Origin of the sequence: Alteromonas sp. Mac1 (assembly GCF_001562125.1) — a bacterium.
Classification (GTDB): Bacteria; Pseudomonadota; Gammaproteobacteria; order Enterobacterales; family Alteromonadaceae; genus Alteromonas; species Alteromonas stellipolaris.
The window spans coordinates 4,252,607-4,270,592 of sequence record NZ_CP013932.1 but is presented as its reverse complement, the minus strand read 5'-3'; the positions used below and the strand labels follow the sequence as shown (position 1 = coordinate 4,270,592).

The 17,986-nt window shown below is 44.3% G+C and carries 14 protein-coding genes; 6 read left to right on the top strand and 8 right to left on the bottom strand.

All coding sequences use genetic code 11. The annotated features are described in order from the left end of the window. Positions 1 to 42: 42 nt before the first annotated feature. Entirely contained in the window at positions 43 to 561 is a 519-nt protein-coding gene (locus tag AV939_RS18060; protein ID WP_057795682.1) for a hypothetical protein, read from the bottom strand. A 337-nt stretch (positions 562 to 898) separates the two neighbouring features. On the opposite strand from AV939_RS18060, the gene AV939_RS18055 reads away from it, so the two are divergent. From AV939_RS18055 to AV939_RS18045, 3 genes are all read left to right on the top strand, one after another. Continuing rightward, positions 899 to 2,587, top strand: coding sequence for a carbon starvation CstA family protein (locus AV939_RS18055; RefSeq protein WP_057795684.1), 1,689 nt, complete (start codon positions 899 to 901; stop codon positions 2,585 to 2,587). Positions 2,588 to 2,871: 284 nt separating this feature from the next. Continuing rightward, positions 2,872 to 4,113 carry an SO_0444 family Cu/Zn efflux transporter gene (locus AV939_RS18050; RefSeq protein WP_057795686.1) on the top strand — a complete coding sequence of 414 codons (1,242 nt, stop codon included), beginning with the start codon at positions 2,872 to 2,874 and terminating at the stop codon, positions 4,111 to 4,113. Between the two features lie 157 nt (positions 4,114 to 4,270). Beyond that, positions 4,271 to 5,362, top strand: a complete 1,092-nt coding sequence (locus AV939_RS18045; protein ID WP_057795688.1) for a CNNM domain-containing protein — start codon at positions 4,271 to 4,273, stop codon at positions 5,360 to 5,362. Between the two features lie 6 nt (positions 5,363 to 5,368). On the opposite strand, the gene AV939_RS18040 is transcribed toward AV939_RS18045, so the two are convergent. The 6 genes from AV939_RS18040 to pdsR form a co-directional block, all read right to left on the bottom strand. Then, positions 5,369 to 6,592, bottom strand: a complete 1,224-nt coding sequence (locus tag AV939_RS18040; protein ID WP_057795690.1) for a hypothetical protein — start codon at positions 6,590 to 6,592, stop codon at positions 5,369 to 5,371. Further along, positions 6,592 to 7,344 carry a methylamine utilization protein gene (locus AV939_RS18035; RefSeq protein WP_057795692.1) on the bottom strand — a complete coding sequence of 251 codons (753 nt, stop codon included), beginning with the start codon at positions 7,342 to 7,344 and terminating at the stop codon, positions 6,592 to 6,594. Before AV939_RS18035 ends, AV939_RS18040 begins: the two co-directional genes overlap by 1 nt. Positions 7,345 to 7,628: 284 nt before the next feature. Then, on the bottom strand, positions 7,629 to 8,309 hold the full coding sequence (locus tag AV939_RS18030; protein WP_057795694.1) for a Fe2+-dependent dioxygenase: 681 nt from the start codon (positions 8,307 to 8,309) through the stop codon (positions 7,629 to 7,631). A 26-nt stretch (positions 8,310 to 8,335) separates the two neighbouring features. Beyond that, a complete protein-coding gene (locus AV939_RS18025; RefSeq protein WP_057795696.1) occupies positions 8,336 to 10,630 on the bottom strand; it encodes a TonB-dependent receptor in 2,295 nt (764 codons plus the stop codon). Between the two features lie 190 nt (positions 10,631 to 10,820). After that, positions 10,821 to 13,100, bottom strand: coding sequence for a proteobacterial dedicated sortase system histidine kinase (pdsS, locus tag AV939_RS18020; protein ID WP_057795698.1), 2,280 nt, complete (start codon positions 13,098 to 13,100; stop codon positions 10,821 to 10,823). 12 nt (positions 13,101 to 13,112) lie between these two features. Further along, a complete protein-coding gene (pdsR, locus tag AV939_RS18015) occupies positions 13,113 to 13,802 on the bottom strand; it encodes a proteobacterial dedicated sortase system response regulator (RefSeq protein WP_057795700.1) in 690 nt (229 codons plus the stop codon). 815 nt (positions 13,803 to 14,617) lie between these two features. Between pdsR and AV939_RS18010 the strand changes: the two genes are divergently transcribed. The 3 genes from AV939_RS18010 to trmB are packed head-to-tail and all read left to right on the top strand — an operon-like array spanning position 14,618 to position 17,033. Next, positions 14,618 to 15,538 carry an ABC transporter ATP-binding protein gene (locus AV939_RS18010; RefSeq protein ID WP_013786309.1) on the top strand — a complete coding sequence of 307 codons (921 nt, stop codon included), beginning with the start codon at positions 14,618 to 14,620 and terminating at the stop codon, positions 15,536 to 15,538. Between the two features lie 2 nt (positions 15,539 to 15,540). Further along, the gene (locus AV939_RS18005; protein ID WP_057795702.1) at positions 15,541 to 16,353 is read left to right on the top strand and encodes an ABC transporter permease; all 813 of its coding nucleotides are present in this window, start codon (positions 15,541 to 15,543) and stop codon (positions 16,351 to 16,353) included. Continuing rightward, entirely contained in the window at positions 16,353 to 17,033 is a 681-nt protein-coding gene (gene trmB / locus AV939_RS18000) for a tRNA (guanine(46)-N(7))-methyltransferase TrmB (protein WP_057795704.1), read from the top strand. The genes AV939_RS18005 and trmB overlap by 1 nt, the downstream gene beginning before the upstream one ends. 27 nt (positions 17,034 to 17,060) lie before the next feature. Here the strand turns inward: trmB and AV939_RS17995 are convergent, their stop codons facing one another. Beyond that, positions 17,061 to 17,780 carry an EAL domain-containing protein gene (locus AV939_RS17995; protein WP_057795706.1) on the bottom strand — a complete coding sequence of 240 codons (720 nt, stop codon included), beginning with the start codon at positions 17,778 to 17,780 and terminating at the stop codon, positions 17,061 to 17,063. Positions 17,781 to 17,986 lie beyond the last annotated feature (206 nt).

The window sequence follows — 17,986 nt, the reverse complement described above, 5'->3', positions numbered from 1 at the left end:
AAAAGTGTTCGAACCACACCAAGGTGATTCGAACATGTGAAATTATGATCCGAACATCACAACAAGTACAGCCACTACGGCACCTAATCCCGCTATTTTAAGCCCATTTTTATACATAGGCAGTTTCGGCATAAACATCAAAAATGCAGATATGACAAAAAACAAAAGGGCAACGCCAAAGCTAATGTTCAACCAAAATAAGGGGCTGTTATTAGTCGCTTTGTGAAGCTTCACCATTTTTGCCAGAACAAGAGGGTAGTCTTTACGGGTAATGGTGGCGACACCATCTGCCTTGTCATATGTTCCCATATTTAACACAACTTGGTTGTCATTCTCTTCAACCACCTTCAAACCTTTCACCTTAATTTTCGATGCTACCTGTTTGCCGTTCAAGTCTTGAGACAACTGACGGACCTCAGTTTGATCGAATTTCAGGAAATCGGTGGGGCGAAAAATGAGTAACACGCCACTGACAGCATAAATTGCCATTATGCCTGCTAAGAAAAAGCCTAACCATCGGTGATATTTACGGACGGCCATGTGAAATTTTGGTGATGCCATAACTACTTACTAATAGATTTATTTATAGATGAGCCTTTATAAACGAGACTGAGGGGTATTTGAAGGGTGAAGGTAAGATTAAAACTATATTTACCTGCTATTTTCGTTTTGCCTGCTATTTTTGTTGTAAATGATGGGTAAAAATTATGAAGCTCGCATGGTACGAGCAGTGTAAAAAAGCTGCTACCACAATAGACTTTGGTCTAATATGGCGACGTGAAAAAGTAAATAATGTTTTAATGCTTAAATAAGCGTTTTTTAACGACAGAAAAGCGTTGTATATGTGTTCAAGAACAAAATTGAATGATGCGGTGCAACATCGACACAGGACAATAATATGCAGTCAATAGCCATAGTATTACTCGGGATCGTGGGCATGCTCCTCGGGTGGTTCGTTTATTCGAAATTTATTGCCACGAGAATATTTAAATTAGACGACAACTTCACCACGCCAGCTCACGAGCTGCAGGACGGTAAAGACTTTGTACCTACCAATAAAGTCGTGCTCTGGGGGCATCACTTTACTTCAGTAGCGGGGGCGGCGCCAATTGTAGGGCCTGCGATCGCCGTATACTGGGGCTGGGTGCCTGCCGTACTTTGGGTGATTTTCGGTACCATATTGTTTGCTGGTGTGCACGACATGGGCGCCTTGTGGGCCAGTGCACGTCACAAAGGTAAATCTATGGGGGCATTGTCTGAAAGCGTAATAGGCAAGCGTTCTCGTTCATTGTTTATGATTGTTATCTTTCTAGTACTGTTAATGGTTAATGCCGTTTTTGGTGTGGTGATAGCAAACTCCTTTGTCTCTCAGCCAAATGCGGTATTCCCTGCTTGGACAGCCATTGCCGTTGCATTGGTTATTGGACAGTTATTAAAACGTAACTTTGGTTTAATCCCTCTTTGTCTTGTTGGTATTGTTGTGCTTTATGCTTCGGTTTATGCAGGTAGCTACATTCCTATTAGTTTGCCTGAAACCATGTTTGGTTTAGCTGACAAAGCGAACTGGATTATTATCTTATTTATTTACGCTGCTATTGCTTCGTTGTTGCCGGTGTGGATGTTACTTCAGCCCCGCGATTTTATTAACGGTATGCAGTTATTGGTTGGCCTATTCCTACTGTATGGTGCGGTCTTCTTTGCTATGCCAGATATTACCGCGCCAGCCTTCAATACACAGACGGCCATGGACTCTCCTAGCTTAATTCCATTGTTGTTCGTGACTATTGCTTGCGGTGCAGTGTCTGGTTTCCACGGTATTGTGGCCTCAGGCACCAGCTCTAAACAGTTAGATAAGGAAACTGATGTACGCTTTGTGGGTTATTTAGGGGCGATTGGTGAAGGTTCCTTAGCGCTGATTACTATTGTTGCGGTTAGTGGTGTGGCGTTTGCGGCCTCTCCAGAAGAGTGGCATGAAGTCTACAGTCACTTAGGTGCAGGTAGCGTGGGTGCGTTTATTAGCGGCGGAGCGGCGCTTATTCACCAAGGGTGGGGGCTACCCGAAGCTTTCTCATCGACGATATTAGCGGTAATGGTAGTGCTGTTCGCAGGCACAACCATGGACTCCGGTGTTCGTCTTCAGCGGTACATTATTCAAGAGTGGGGCGATATTTATAAATTGTCAGCACTTAAAAATGGGGTAGTTGCGACCTTCTTAGCGGTTGCTTGTTGCTTACTACTAGCCTTTGGTGCAGGTGGTTCTTCAGGCGGTGGCGGTATGATCATTTGGCCGTTGTTTGGTTCTACCAACCAAATACTGGCGAGTCTTACCTTGTTAGTTATTTCCGTCATGCTAATCAAGATGGGACGACCAGCCCGTTACACATTAATACCCATGGTATTCGTTTTGGTAATGGCTTTCTTTGCTGGGCTAATAAAGCTTAAAGAGTACTATCTTGCTGAAAACTACTTATTAGTTTTCTTAGATGCTGTGGTGCTGGTGGTGTCTGTGTTAGTGATGCTTGAAGCTTGGTCTGTTGTGGCTAAACTTCGCAGCGGACATCAAGACGAAGTGGGCGAGAAGGAATAGCCACAGCACTAAAGATAGCGAGCCGCTATCTTTAGTTGGGTGAGCGCTAGTTTTATACAAAGCCGACGCAGAGAGTTATTCTAGGCGTCGGCTTTTTTGTAGGCAATCGGGTTATTCGATGAGGTGGATTACTTCTAGTTCATTCACGGTAGGAGCGTAAATTTGCTATTATACGTTTTCACCGAATTTGGTAGGTTTGCTGTACATTAAACAATCTTAGTAAGTTGGCGCAGTAAATCAGTAAGTAAAAAATAAAGTATTCAACGCGGTTCGTTTGGAGTGGTATGACTGACCTAATGCTCTTAGTGCAAAATTTTATCAGCCTATTTATGGAGTCTGCTCCGTGGCTGTTACTGGGCCTGCTGGTGGCGGGTATCATGCACGAGCTGGTGCCGGTTAGCTTTTTAGAGCGCCATATGGGAAGCAGCTCAATAGCCTCTATCACAAAGGCGGCGGTAATAGGCGCTCCATTGCCTTTATGTTCTTGCGGGGTTATTCCAGCGGCCATAGGGCTGCGTAGAAGCGGTGCATCTAAACCATCGACGATTTCATTTTTAGTTTCTACTCCTGAAACAGGCGTAGACAGTGTCTCTGTTTCCTACGCATTATTGGGCCCTCTGTACGCCATTGTAAGACCAATCGCCGCTATCGTTAGCGCAATTTATGCCGGTCTAATGGTGAGATGGTTTGATGGTGACAAGCCTCACAAAGCAGAACACGAGCACGCTAATAACCATTCACATGCTAATGCTCATAAGCACTCTGACAATCACTCTGACAAAGCATCTTGCTGTTCAAGTGAGGCCTCTGCAGCTTCAAAGCAAGTGGAAGCTACCTCGCTGAATCAAGAGCAAACCAGTTGTTGCGCCAGCAAGCAGCCAACCACAAGTTGTTGCGACGACACGCCAGCTACTTCGGCGGAGCTGGCAAAACAAAGTAACAAATTGACCCAAGTGTTTCGTTATGCCTCAGGTAAGTTGCTGGAAGATATTGTGGTATGGCTACTTATTGGTCTAGCCTTAGCCGCAGCCATCAAAACTTGGGTACCAACAGACTTTCTCACTCAATGGGGTGATGGGGTTATCGCTATGTTGGTCATGGCCATCATTGGCATTCCTATGTATATTTGCGCCACGGCATCTACGCCGCTTGCAGTGGGTTTTTTAGCTGCTGGGTTATCACCTGGCGCGGTGCTGGTATTTCTCATGGCAGGGCCGGCTACTAATGTCTCTACCATGGGCATGATCAAACAAGAAATGGGTTTTAGAACCCTGTGTTTGTATTTGTTTAGTGTAATTACGGCCAGTATTGGGTTTGGCTATTTGCTTAATTACGCGGTGTCAGCATTATCATTAGAAGGCTTAATTCATATGGAAAGCCAACTACACAGTCATGGTGCTAACATTCAAGCGCTCTATGCAGCGTGCGCTATTCTTCTTGCTGCACTAATGGCTCGATTGGGCGTTAAAAAAGTCAATGCTAGGTTGGCACAGCGTGAAGAAAACCACCAAGACTGTTGTGGTTAACACAAAGGTAAAAATTAATAGGAATACAGTATATGTATTCCTATTTTTATGAGTAAATTACGCGGTATTCGTATTTAATTCATCTGCGCTCTTGTAAGTCCGGTTAAGGCTTGCATAATGGTCGTTTGCTTCATACTCCGATTATCGGAAAGGACTCATGTTTTTACTCATCGTTTATGTATTGATTGCCTTGGGCTTCTCTTTTTTATGCTCAATTGCTGAGGCAGTCATATTAAGTGTGTCCTCAGCCTACATTTCTGTTTTAGAAAAAGAGAACCGGCCTAGCGGTATCTTGTTAAGAAAGCAGACCGATAATATCAACACGCCGCTATCGGCAATTTTAACATTAAATACTATTGCTCACACAATGGGAGCTGCAGGTGCGGGTGCGCAGGCTGCTAGTGTATTTGGCGAAGCATACTTGGGCGTGATTTCAGCGGTATTAACGCTTCTTATCTTGGTTTTTTCTGAAATTATTCCTAAAACCGTAGGTGCAACCTATTGGCGTGGATTGGCGCCAGTGACAGCCTATTTCCTTAAGTATCTGATTACTATTCTTAAACCCTTTGTGGTGATGTCTGAATTACTCACGCGAGGGTTTAAAGATGACAGCCCACTTCGTGGTTTAAGTCGCGGTGAGCTGCACGCCATGGCCGAACTATCAGGGCAAGAAGGGCAGCTAGCTAACCACGAAGCAGTATTCTTACAAAGCTTGCTGAGCTTGCACGAATTGAAGGTAAAAGATGCCATAACCCACCGAACGGTGTTGTTTTCAGTGGCAGAATCGATGACCGTAGAAGTGTTTTTCCATAAGCACGCGCATATTGAGTATTCCCGAATTCCTGTTTATGAAGACAAAGACTCTGAAAACATCACCGGTTATGTCATGCGTTCAGATTTATTGGTAGCACAAGCTCGTGGGAATACCGATAAACCGCTATCTGAGTATGCAAAAAATATGGTGACCATACTAGGCTCTATGCCACTGTCGATAACCTTCGATCATTTTATCGATAAACATGTTCATATGCTTTTAGTGGTAGATGAGTATGGCGGATTGGAAGGGGTAATTACCCTTGAAGATTTGCTGGAGCGCTTGCTAGGCGTAGATATTATTGATGAGAAAGACACAACGGTAAGTATGCGTAGGTTGGCAAAAATGATGACGCGCCGCAAAGAGAGAATGATGGTCAAAAATGTACCTGATGTGTCACTCGATAAGTCTAAATCTAATGGTAAAGCTGATTAGTTTTGTTCAGTCGATTCGATAGGTAATCGCTAGCTGAAATAAGTTTTCGTGAAAATTTTCACTAGATACCGATGACGCATTTAAAAATCGTAGATTTTCTTGGCGGCCTCGATTCACTTGCCATTCTGCAGATAATGCTATTTGCGAGCTCATTGCATAGGTGTAATTAACGGTAATGGCTTCCCCTCTGCTGTTATTCGGATCGTCTGTGGTGTTGTCGTTATCTATCACTTGATACCAGTCTAAACGGGTCGAGAATTGATGTGCTTCATGAGTATACGATGCAGCAATATAGGCCGCGTAAAAGTCGTTATTTACAATATTTTCCCCCATCAATGTATCACCTATCAGCGCTTGCCCGAACAGGGTTACATTGCGGTTACGCATATGGCGAAGGGTTAACGCGTGAAATCGCGTGCGCCATGCGTATATTCTGTCAGGGTCGAAAATGAGTGGGTTGGCACGGTTGTCGTAATAATAGTAACGTAGCTCTGAACGGCGCTTATGAGCTAAATGAAGCCCCCCGTAATAACCTGTTTTCGTATCAATTTCACGAAAGGGCTCGGAATATGCTGGGGCGCCTATTCCTTCTTCAGAAACCACGCCAGGAATGGGAGTGAATTTCACTCTATCATCATTCAGCGATTGCCTGTCATGTAGTGCAAAACCACGCCAAGATAGCAAGGTGCCAGTGGTGTCGTTCCCCTTAAATAAACTTCCTACCACTTTCCATGACCAGTCACGTCTAACTTGCCTACCGTTTTGTCTTAAGCTTGCCTCTACACCAAAGGTTCGAAGCTCTTCCCCAATCCAACTGTTAATGGCTGAGTTAGATAAAAAGTGAGGTGACAGCCAGCCCATGTCGGTGTTTTCGGCAGAAATTGCTGGGTAAAAAAAGCCAAGTTTAATTTCTGGTTTAATGGTGGATGCAGTAAGGGGGCGGTATTGAGTATAGAGTTGGCTGACCCCGAGCTTTTGTTCTCCATCACTATACCCGTTGGCGACAACATGAAACTGCCAATCATCGCTGAGTACTTTATCGTACGCTAGTACCGCTTGAGATAAGGCAACTGCATTATTTTCAAAGCGCTGGTGGGAAACGCCATTCGTTTGAAATGTGTCAGCGTTATCTGCAGAAATAACACTACCTCTAAGCAACAACCTTGTATCTGAAAAAGCGTGAAAACTGATGCAGCAAAAAGAGACAATGAAAATACAACGGCTCAGCATTAATAATCACCAAAACCGTCATCAAAATCATCATCGCTTGCTATCACTTTCGATAAGGTTAGCGTGAAGTTTTTATCGCGGGTTAATTCAACTTCAGTTTCTATAAAAGGTTGTTCGTTTGGCGCGTTCGGATGCCAAAACTCAACACTATATTTACCCGCGGGTAGTGAGATGCCAGCATTACCGTCATCTGCGGTTTTTACAAAATAAGGGCTATCGGCAATAACGATGTAACCTAGCATCCAATCGTGAATATTACAGCCAATATCCACAATGCCAGCTTGCTCAAAGAACAGTGGCTCTGCAGTAAATTCTTTATAGAGCTTTAGCTCAAACTGCTTGGTGGGTGAAAATGAATAAACATGATGGAACACGTTATCTGCATTAGGGAAGGTGACTTCTGTGTTCTTTTGTACCACCAGTACATGGGGCGCAAACTGCTTATTGATTTGATTCATAATCGCAGTTTTAGGTGTTGATTCTGCTTCTGAATTTTTGGATTCTGTGCTTGATAAATCAAACAAGGGAGTGAAGATAACCACGCCGTCTTTAACCGGAGATTGTTCGGCATCTAGTAACGTGATGGAGGCGGTAACAGTATCAGCACGGGCATTAATTGGAGCCAGCATTGCAACGAAACCTAGAGAGGCTAGAACGACTAGCACAGCAAGCTTATTGGCGTTTTGCGTTACGCGGTTAAACCAGCAAATGCTAGGTATAAAAAAGTATGATCCACACATCAGTTTGTTCATCTAACAGAAACCTTATTCTTTCTCTAAAAGCTTTTTTTTCAGTTATATAGAGACCGTTGGTAATGCAGGTATATTTCACTTTTTATTAAAGCGTTTATACAAAAGCATTGAATCAAGACCTTCCTTTAAACTGCCGAGCTCAAAAAGGCGATGTCAGACTAACCCTCAATCGTCACCCACAACAAAATTACGAAAGCGACTAACAAGATATAGTGGGTAAAAGCAACACAGCCAAAACATACCTACCAGAATAACCTTGCGTGACAGGTAAGGTTTTGTCCAGTTTAAACGATGGAGAATTTTCTAATAAGGTTGTGGTATACGTGATGAAGTTTATCTAACTCGTCCCGGTCGGCTTTGCCGCCTTGTGCCAAAGACTGAATACTTTGGTCTAGCTCATACAAGCTTTCACGAATAGCTTGATCGCTAATCATGCTCTGCATCCATGTAATAGCCGCAACTCTTTCGCCGCGAGTTACCGGTGTAACCTTATGTAAACTTGAAGAAGGGTAGAGTACCGCGCTACCTAAGTTACCTTTGACTTTTTGCTCGCCGAAACCAGTCTGAATAACTAGCTCTCCGCCTTCATAATCGCTTGGACTAGACAGAAACACCGTCATCGACATATCACTACGCAAAACATCAGGGGTATTCGGAATACGCATAATGGCGGCATCTACATGATAGCCGTATGTCTGCGATTCACTGTAACGGTTGAAGCAAGGGGGGAAAATACGCTGAGGTAGCGCAGCAGAAACTACTTGTGGATGGTTACCTAGGCTTGCCAACAAGTTGTTGGCAAGCGCTTGAACCGTAGCGTGCTGCGCATCAGCTTGACCATTATTTTTAACCCCTGCTGCCATGCCCATTGCGGTCGCTTTTCCATCGTTAAATGGTACATCGGCTAATGCAGCCCGATATTGCTTCACTTGGTCGGCGTCTAGTAGGTTATCAATAATGATCATTTTTTAGCGTTTCTCTTAAAACTAACTTAGAACTCGTAGTTTACCGTACCGGTCACATTACGGCCGTCACCGATGTACATGAAGGCACCAGAGCGATAAGCTGCAGTCCAGTATTCTTCATCAAACAAGTTACCGATGTTAACACGGAACGTTAGTTTTTCAGATGCATAGTAGTTAGCAAACAAGTTGAATACTTGATAATCAGGAACAACTATTGAGTATTCGCCAGTATCAGCATCGTAACCCGCTGCTGTGTCAGGCTGACCACCAAACATTTCAGACTTATACGTGTAGTCACCACCGAAAGCGAACTTCTCATTTGGTTGATAACGCAGTTGTAGGTAGAAGCTTTCGTCTGCAAAGTTACTTAACGCAAGGCCAATGTTAGATTCGGTGAAAGAGTCTAGTACTTCTGAGTCCATGAAGGCGGCAGATGCTTGAACACTGAACTTCTCAGTAATATCACCGCTAACACCAAATTCAACACCTTCAACACGGTTTTCACCCGTGTTCAATGTACCAATAGTTGAGTAGTCATCTTCACCGATACTTTCATGAACATCGCTTTTCGTAATACGGAAAATTGACGCATTTGCCATCAAATTCTCATCAAATAGCATCCATTTTGTACCAATTTCGATGTTTTCAACATGCTCTGGATCGGCTTGTGCAGCTTGTTCAGGTGTGCCACATAGGCCACCGTAACCACAGTTTGCACCAAGGTCAGACTCGCCGCCATTGATGTTCGTAGCTGTGCTGTAAGACGCGTATACATTACCGTGTTCAGTAATGTCATATACTAAACCTAAATGACCGTTAAACAACTCATCAGAGAACTCATAAAGGTCGTTACTTGTTTGGTTGCTGTAATCGTAGCTGTCCATACGTAGGCCGAAGAACACGTCTAACTTATCAGTTAACGCAAAGGTATCCATGGCGTAAATTGCATAGGTTTCAATATCGAAAAGGGCATCTTCATCACCACGTTCAATGGTTCTGTCCATCAGTGAACCGATGTTATCGATAAGGTTTCCATCACCATCAACAATACAGTAGCTTTGTGATACGCCACGACGACCACCAATTGCACAGTTGGTATTTAGGTTTTCAATATTGAAAACACCGTTATCAACCGACTCATCGCTGTACTCAAAACCAAATACTAAACGGTGATCTAAGCCTGCAAATGAAGTGTCCCAGAAAAGGTTAAATTGAGTCGTGAAGTAATCTACTTCTTGCCAGCCTTGGTGCGTGCTAAGTCGAAGCGTATCTGCACCTGGTGCTGTTTCATCAGAATCATCACGGGTTGTCGCACTCATACCGGTTGTTACGTATTCGTTTTCAGTGTTACCTGCACGAGTCGCGTTGTAGAAACGAACATTGTCGCTAATTTCGTATTCGGTACGGAAGGTAAAGGTAGTGACTTCTGAGTTTTGGAAGTCATCATCTTGTGCATAAACAGGAATATCTTCTAACGGATAACCCGCATCACGGTCGTAGTAGCTACCTAAATCAGGCTTATCTTCTGCATTAAGGTAATAAACATCACCAATGAAAGACAGTCTGTCGTTTGGGTTTAGTACGTAAGAAAGTTGAACACCATCACGGCCACGTTCAATGCCTTCACGACCCGGCTTGTCTTCTTGAGACGTTAGTGCGTTAACACGAATTGCACTGTTTTCCGTTAGCGTTTTATTCAAATCTACAGTTAAGCGGGTGTGCTCGTCGGTACCAATGGCAGCATCAACACGACCAAAGTTATAGCTAGTAGAGGCTTTTTTCGTAATGCTGTTTACCGCACCACCTGAAGAACCACGGCCTGCAAATGTTGAACTAGGGCCTTTAGTAATTTCAACGCGCTCAGTGGCAAAACTTTCACGGGTAGTCATACCTGGGTCACGCAAACCATCAACAAACACGTCGCTGCGTGCTTCGTGGCCACGTATTACATAGCGGTCACCAAAAGCATTACCATTCTCACCTGTACCAAGAGTTACACCGGCTTGAGCAGCAAGAATATCTTTAAGGTCAGTTTTACCACTTTCTTGAATTTGGTCTTGTGTAAGAACACTAATGGTTTGTGGTGTATCAACAAGGTCAGCTAAACGACGAGGATCGCCAGATTTGTCATAGCGATAGATAGACTGTTGAACACCGTGGATACGGATCAGTTCAATTTCGTCTTGTTGCGCTTTACATTCAGCTTCTGTTTTATCCTTGCAGATTTCAGTTTCTTGGGTTTGTGCAAGTGCGCCGCCGTGTCCGAAAGCTAATGCCGCAGCAATAGTTTGTGCGCCTATTGTTAACGTTTTATTTTTCATAGTGTGTGTTTTTCCTGTGTGTGTAAGCGACGAAGTGTATTGAAACAGCAAATGAATGTAAATACTAATGAGAATAATTCTCATGCACGAATTTTGTAGGGATTTTTTAGGAAAACTTAAAGGTCTGCGTTAGAGGGGTATCAATGCAAGGAGAAGGCGGTTTGTAAGCCACCTCAAAAAACTTAGCACATCAGATTTTTGGCAGGTTAACGGAAACAATCACTCCGGATTTGTCATCTCGATTGGCCAAGGTGAGCGTACCTTGATGAAAGGCGACAATGATGTCAGCGATATAAAGTCCCAAACCTAGATGAGGTGAGCCTGCTGATTGCGCCGTCTCAGACTCAGGGCGAACTGATACCATCGATTGTACGAGTTGTTGTTTCATTCCTTCGGGCAATAGGGGGCCGGGGTTGCTTACGGTGAGAATGATTCTTTTATCTTTGGCATAAACGGCTACATCTATGATGTTGTCGGGTTGACTAAAATCTACTGCGTTAGAAATGATTTTATCGAACATTTGCGCAATAAGATCGGGGGCGCCCTTTAGCATCGCTACGTCTGGTGAATAAGATAGTGCAAACTGTCTGTCGGTATAAGCATGCTGATACCCACCCACACAGCCTTTAATCACGTCAATCATGTTGAAGGTGGTCACATCTTCCTGCGCAATGGCTTGCTCTAAGCGGGTGGCTTCACTCATGGCATTTAAAATGGAACTTAGACGGCTGATACCAGACTGGGCACGTTGAACGAAAACTTCTTGCTGAGCACTGTTTTGCGCCACCGTGTTTGCTTGCTCTTCTAGACTAGCGCTGGTATGGGCTTGAGCACTCACTTGAGACAAGGCGTCAAGTGATGACTTTACCACGGCGATAGGGGTTCTAAGTTCATGAGAAAGCCGAGAAGCCATGTTTTCTAAATAGGAGTTGTATTGCTGCAATCGCAATAAAACATCGGAAAACGCCCGCGACAAATCGCCAATTTCATCACCCTCTTTGGCAACAGGTAATTTACCGACAATCTTCCCATTGGCATCAATAATGGCTTCGGTGTTATCTCGAAGTCGCCTGATACGGTTGGATATTCTGCTGGCGAAAAGCAATAAGCCTAGGGTACCTAGTATCATTACCGCCAAAATAACATGAAAAAGCTGCTCTAAAGCGCGGTTTCTTAATGTGCGTATACCGTTAGTGGTTTGCTCTACAACCACTGCACCCATTACCGCACCCTCAATAAAAATAGGGTAAGCGGCAGACACAACCACGGCTTTGTTATCTGGCGTTAAGCGCCATAATGAATCTGGTTGACCGTTAAGGGCTAAACCAATGTCTCGGCCCGCCAATGCATAGGCATCCTCTAGTTCATCTACAAAATCAGCGGGTGGCTTAGTGAGAATATGGTAATACAAGGGCAGTAACCAATGGGTTTCTACCCAGCGCCATATCAGGTTTTCGCTTGCTTCTCGCTTGGCAGTATTTAGCCCTGAAGCCGTTTGTATATCACCTGCTCGCGCCAATACCCGCTTATGATTGTCTATTACCCATACGCGGGAGTCGGCATATTTTAGTCCTGCTAATATGCGCTCAATTTCTGGTGACGGTGTTACTACCGTGCCTAGTTCATCAATGTTATTCGTGTTGGCGGTACCAATAGCATAGCGCTTCTGCCTTGTTACCGGGTCGTCTACGTCAACAATGGCAAAGGCGAGTGCACCCGAGGTCATGGAGAGGGGAAAGCGAAGTTCAATGTTGTAGCCAGCAGCGGTTTCTTGCCAGCGCCCTTGAATACTTAACGCATTTTCCACCGCACGATTAGTCGCGCCAGACTCTGCTAATTTAAACGCATTTACCCAGCCACTCTCATAGGGGGCAACCACATATCGTGCTAAATCACCTGCTGGGGTTTGCATACCAATGAGTAAATGGTCGCCTCGTTCAACACTTAAACTATTTTCCTGTCGCCACAACAAGGTATCGTCGGTAACGTTGAACATGGCATACAGGAACTGATCATATCGGCCCACCATATGTTCGAATGAAAGGCTTGTTTGTTTGCCCTCGCTAGCGGCGTCCTTATTTTCGCTAGCGGCGCTTTTGGTTCCGTCGTTAGTTTGCACGCTAGTAAAGCGTTCAACAATTTCGTTAGCGCCATAGTGGGTAAGCAAGTCGTCAACTTGTTGCCAATCATTTAGTTCACCATCAAGTTGAATAGGATAGGGAATAGGTGGCGCGTATAAATCAGTGCCTGGACGAACGTCTTTTAAATAAGCCGATTCGCTGTCGAATAACGCAGGACGCTCATGTAAGGCGGTTGCAACAGCCCGTGCTGTACCTATCATGGTTTGCTCTTGACCGGTGCGAAGGTATTGCTCTAGCTCCCATACGTAATTATAGCCAAGGTAAGGAATGGCAAAAAAGAACAGTGACAACACGAGTAACTGTAAGCGTATGGAGAACCTTAATCGCATGTTAGCAATACCTTACAACTGCCATCGATACCCCATACCGTAAACGGTATCTATGTGGTCGAATTGGGGGTCTAACTGAATGAATTTTTTGCGCATTCGTTTTATATGAGAAGTAATGGTGGTGTCGTCTACCACCATGCGAGACTCATCCATTAACTGTTGTCTGCTTTTTACGTGGCCTGGGTGTTTAATCAATGCGTGCAACATCCAAAACTCGGTTACGGTTAAGGCGACGGGCTCAGTGCCCCAACTTACCGTCATGCGTGAGGCATCTACTTTTAATTCACCTATACGAAGCTCGTCTTTTTGTTCAACAGGGGCTGACATTAAATCGCTTCGTCTGAAAAGCGCGGCGATACGGGCTAGTAAGTGTGCCATGCTGATATCTTTAGTTAAGTAGTCGTCAGCACCCATGCGAAGCCCACTAATGGTATCTACATCATTATCTCTGGCGGTAAAGAAGATTATAGGCAAGGTGGGCGACAAACCTCGCAATTGCTGGCATAACAAGAAGCCACCCTCCATTTCTTCTTTTAAACCAATATCAATAATAGCTAAATCTGGCAGTGCCTCGTTAAACGCCTGAGTTGCCGAGGGGCGATCTTCAAATGCATTAACTTTGTACCCTTGTGATCTCAAGGCAACAAGGTAGTTTTCTCTTATAGCAGCATCATCTTCTACTAGTGCAATGGTTTTAGGCATGAATTCTTCTCTCAATCATTCTTGTCTCTACTATACCTTGGCAAAAGCGCCCGTGCCTGAGTTCGGCGCAAATTCCATAAAGTCGCCCGCTTTTCGCCATATTTGCCATTAAACAAAATAGCTTTTCCATTATTGTGCCCTGATATTGCCTTGTCTGCTTGGTTAACTATATCTGTGCTTGGGAAGACAGATTGACTCAAGTATGACTCACTTTGGTACGCCAACCCCTTGCACTGTGCCTAGCCCCCAATTAGGTGCAGTGCTTTTTTATACATCTATCTCTAGTTAAGCCACTTTTATCTCGGTCAGCACGCTCTCGTTCTGGTCACGCTCCTCTTGCGCTAATTAGTCTGTTGTCAGCTAACTATCAGGCACAAAACGCGCTGTGCCCGCAGTATATAAAAAGCCCTATGTTAAGACTTCGATAAACAAATCGATAAGAACAGCAAAATAATCGGCAAGTACAGGGGAGTGGCAGACCGAAAGGACAATAAATGTGACATAATTACCCCCTTTTTTATGACGTCTTTAAATTGGTGATAGCATTGGCGGAATAGGCATTAAATACCTCTGTCGCGGCAAAGGTTGAATTAATCGCATTTACCAGCACTGTGCTTTAAACATTCTGGCGGTGGGTATGCCGTCACGTTATCACTGTTGTCGGTGTATCATGACTAACTGGTAATCACCTCAACCGAATTTAAAGCACACTTGATTTACATAGCTCTCGATCTATAGAGCTTTTCGATTAACAGGGACTTCATTTATGGAGGCCTTAAATGACGAGCAACTTACGAGCAACTTACGGGCAGCACATGAAAGCGTTGGATATATCAGGCTTAACCAAAACCTATAAAGGTGGCGTACAGGCGCTTAAAGGCGTCGATCTCACTGTCGACAAAGGGGATTTTTTCGCCCTACTTGGACCCAATGGTGCGGGTAAATCTACCACCATCGGTATTATTAGCTCTTTGGTTAATCAAACCGATGGAAAGGTATCGATTTTTGGTTACGACCTTCATACCCAAAAAGAGCAAGCCAAAGCGTGTATTGGCCTAGTGCCACAGGAATTCAACTTCAATCAGTTTGAAACCGTGATGCAAATAGTGCTCAACCAAGCGGGTTATTACGGGGTTCCCAGAAGCATAGCGAAAGAGCGCGCACAGAAGTATTTAGCCCAGCTCGATTTATGGGAAAAACGTGATGCCAGAGCCCGAGAGTTATCAGGCGGAATGAAACGCAGGCTAATGATTGCCCGTGCTCTTATGCACGAGCCTCGTTTATTAATACTTGATGAGCCTACCGCTGGCGTAGATATAGAAATCCGCCGTTCAATGTGGGGCTTCTTAGAAGAGATTAACCGCCAAGGTATTACCATTATCTTAACGACGCATTATCTGGAAGAAGCAGAAATGCTGTGCCGCAATATTGCCATTATCAACAAAGGCACCATTGTGGAAAACACCAGTATGAAGGCCTTGTTGTCGAAATTAAATACAGAAACGTTTGTGTTGGATATCAATCTTGGTCAGCAAAAGCCGCTTCTTACAGGTTACGAAAGTCGTTTACTTGACGACCATACCTTGGAAGTTGATGTAGAAAAGGCAGAAGGGTTAAACCCTGTTTTTGCTCAATTAACCGAGCAAGGTATTCAAGTTCTGAGTATGCGTAATAAATCAAACCGATTAGAAGAGCTGTTTGTACGTTTGGTTGAAACGGCAAAGGCAGAGGGTTAAACATGAATTCACAGGCAAACACACAGTCTGACGAAAAGATTGGCTGGTTCAAACAAAACTATGTGGCACTAACCACCATTTGGATAAAAGAGTGCACTCGCTTTTTACGCATTTGGATCCAAACCTTAGTGCCACCCGCTATTACCATGAGCTTGTATTTCGTTATTTTCGGTAGCCTTATCGGTAACCGAATAGGCGAAATGGGCGGCTTTTCTTACATGGAGTTTATTGTTCCAGGTTTGATCATGATGTCGGTTATCACCAACTCATACGCAAATGTTTCGTCGTCTTTTTTCAGTGCGAAATTTCAGCGAAATATTGAAGAGTTACTGGTTTCTCCTGTGCCCACGTCGGTGATCATTCTAGGCTTTGTAGGGGGCGGTGTAGCAAGGGCAGTGCTAATTGGTATTATTGTTACCTTGGTATCGCTGTTCTTCGTTGATGTGCAAATACACCACATTGGTATCATTATTCTTACGGTGCTACTTACCTCATCACTGTTTTCAACGGCAGGGTTAATCAACGCCATTTTTGCTAAAACGTTCGATGATATTAGTGTGGTACCCACCTTCGTACTAACACCGTTAACCTACCTTGGCGGCGTATTCTATTCTCTCAGCTTACTACCAGAGTTTTGGCAGTGGGTCAGTAAGGCCAACCCTGTTGTGTATATGGTGAATGGTTTCCGCTACGGGTTCTTAGGTGTTTCAGATGTTGACGTTACTTTATCGTTAGTATTATTGGTGGGCTTCAATGTTGTGCTGTTTGCTGTTGCTTATTACCTGCTTAAAACGGGCAAAGGAATACGTAGTTAATGGCAAGTGGAAATTCTAGAAGCATCACTACGAATCAAGAAGGTGTGCACGAAAAACTCGATGACTTGGTAAAGCGGTATAAGTCATCAGAAAACCAGCGCCCTATTGGCGAGCATACGCAACTCGCCTTCGATGAAGCAACCGAATGGCTTGATGGGTTTACCGGCGATATTATTTTGGACTCTTGCTGCGGCGTGGGTGAAAGCACATCAAATATTGCTAAGGCGAACCCTGAGTGCCGTGTTATTGGTTTAGACAAATCGGCGCAGCGGGTGGATAAGCATCAGCATTATTCCGCTGGGCAAGATAACTATCGGGTTATCCGCGCCGATGTGAATGACTTTTGGCGATTGGTTCACAGGGCCAATTGGAAGGTGAGCCAGCATTGCTTGTTCTATCCGAACCCGTATCCGAAGAAAACCCAGGTGCAAAAACGCTGGCACGGTAGTGCAGCAATGACAGACTTAATGGCCATTACCCCCAATATTGAAGTGCGTAGTAATTGGTTGGTTTATTTAATGGAATTTGCTAAAGCTGCTTCTCAATACGGTTTGGTATCTGATTTGACTGAAATTACGTCTGATGACGCCATGACCCCTTTTGAACGCAAATATCGCGCTAGCGGGCAACACTGCTGGTCGCTCAAGTGCAATTCAGAAGAGGCCGAAGGCGGCACGTAGAATAAGGGCGAGCACAGCTACCGACGCCTAGTGATGGGGGGTAGTCGGTTGTGGAGGGCTAAAGACATAGCCTTGTGCATACTGAATGGGCAGTTTGTTCACGCTTTCAAGCAGTAAATCTGTTTCAATATGTTCTGCTACCACACTAATCGCTCGCGCTTTGCAAAGTGCGAGCAAATTGTCGACGTAATCTTGCACTGCGTCATCTTGTTCATAGTGGCTTATCAAACCACCGGCTAATTTGATGCCCTTAATCTGCATATTCAATATTGCATTAATATTGCCTGGGTTTTCACCCACGTTATCTAAGAAAACCCCAAGCCCTGCTTCTGCGCATCTCTCAACAAACGCTTGCATTAGTTCTGGGTGGGTTAATGCACTGGCGGCACTTATCTCAATGCTGACTCTTTTTGGGTTTGGGTAGTCTATTAAATGGGAAAGAAGCGTGGTGGTCAGGTTTTCGTTGAGTAAATCTCGCGCACTAATATTAATGCTCCACGGCACTTGTACATGGCGAAAGTAACGGGCACTTTGGGAGAACATCGCTTCGGTAAGTGCTTTAACGTGTTGTTCCCGTTCAATCAGGTAGAGAAACTCGCTAGGCAAAAAGGTTTTGTCTTCGGCAGTTATTAAACGAGCCAGGCACTCGTAACGCCACACACGGTTCGACCTTAAATCCATTATGGGTTGAAAGTAGGGAACGATATTATTGATAGAAACGGTTTCACTTACGGCTCTTATTGGCACATTGCAGCCTTTATTTTTATTCTTATGTATAAGCAAAATATAGCACTACCCATCATCATTTGAGAAGTTTAGCCGACTTCACAGTATTGATAGCGAATTATCACTACAGGATATCTTGTGTTGATACACGGTCAAATCATCGGGATACGCTTGGCGTAGTGGGCAATCTGAGGTAAAGTTCGTGACCCTGAAAGTATTATGATCGC

What these genes read in the sequence shown, in the direction of transcription:
- AV939_RS18005 (WP_057795702.1), top strand. Translation starts at nt 15,541, where the DNA reads ATGAATTCACAGGCAAACACACAGTCTGACGAAAAGATTGGCTGGTTC.
- AV939_RS18045 (WP_057795688.1), top strand. Translation starts at nt 4,271, where the DNA reads ATGTTTTTACTCATCGTTTATGTATTGATTGCCTTGGGCTTCTCTTTT.
- AV939_RS18010 (WP_013786309.1), top strand. Translation starts at nt 14,618, where the DNA reads ATGAAAGCGTTGGATATATCAGGCTTAACCAAAACCTATAAAGGTGGC.
- AV939_RS18025 (WP_057795696.1), bottom strand. Translation starts at nt 10,630, where the DNA reads ATGAAAAATAAAACGTTAACAATAGGCGCACAAACTATTGCTGCGGCA.
- AV939_RS18040 (WP_057795690.1), bottom strand. Translation starts at nt 6,592, where the DNA reads ATGCTGAGCCGTTGTATTTTCATTGTCTCTTTTTGCTGCATCAGTTTT.
- pdsR (WP_057795700.1), bottom strand. Translation starts at nt 13,802, where the DNA reads ATGCCTAAAACCATTGCACTAGTAGAAGATGATGCTGCTATAAGAGAA.
- AV939_RS18030 (WP_057795694.1), bottom strand. Translation starts at nt 8,309, where the DNA reads ATGATCATTATTGATAACCTACTAGACGCCGACCAAGTGAAGCAATAT.
- AV939_RS18055 (WP_057795684.1), top strand. Translation starts at nt 899, where the DNA reads ATGCAGTCAATAGCCATAGTATTACTCGGGATCGTGGGCATGCTCCTC.
- trmB (WP_057795704.1), top strand. Translation starts at nt 16,353, where the DNA reads ATGGCAAGTGGAAATTCTAGAAGCATCACTACGAATCAAGAAGGTGTG.
- AV939_RS18050 (WP_057795686.1), top strand. Translation starts at nt 2,872, where the DNA reads ATGACTGACCTAATGCTCTTAGTGCAAAATTTTATCAGCCTATTTATG.
- pdsS (WP_057795698.1), bottom strand. Translation starts at nt 13,100, where the DNA reads ATGCGATTAAGGTTCTCCATACGCTTACAGTTACTCGTGTTGTCACTG.
- AV939_RS18060 (WP_057795682.1), bottom strand. Translation starts at nt 561, where the DNA reads ATGGCATCACCAAAATTTCACATGGCCGTCCGTAAATATCACCGATGG.
- AV939_RS18035 (WP_057795692.1), bottom strand. Translation starts at nt 7,344, where the DNA reads ATGAACAAACTGATGTGTGGATCATACTTTTTTATACCTAGCATTTGC.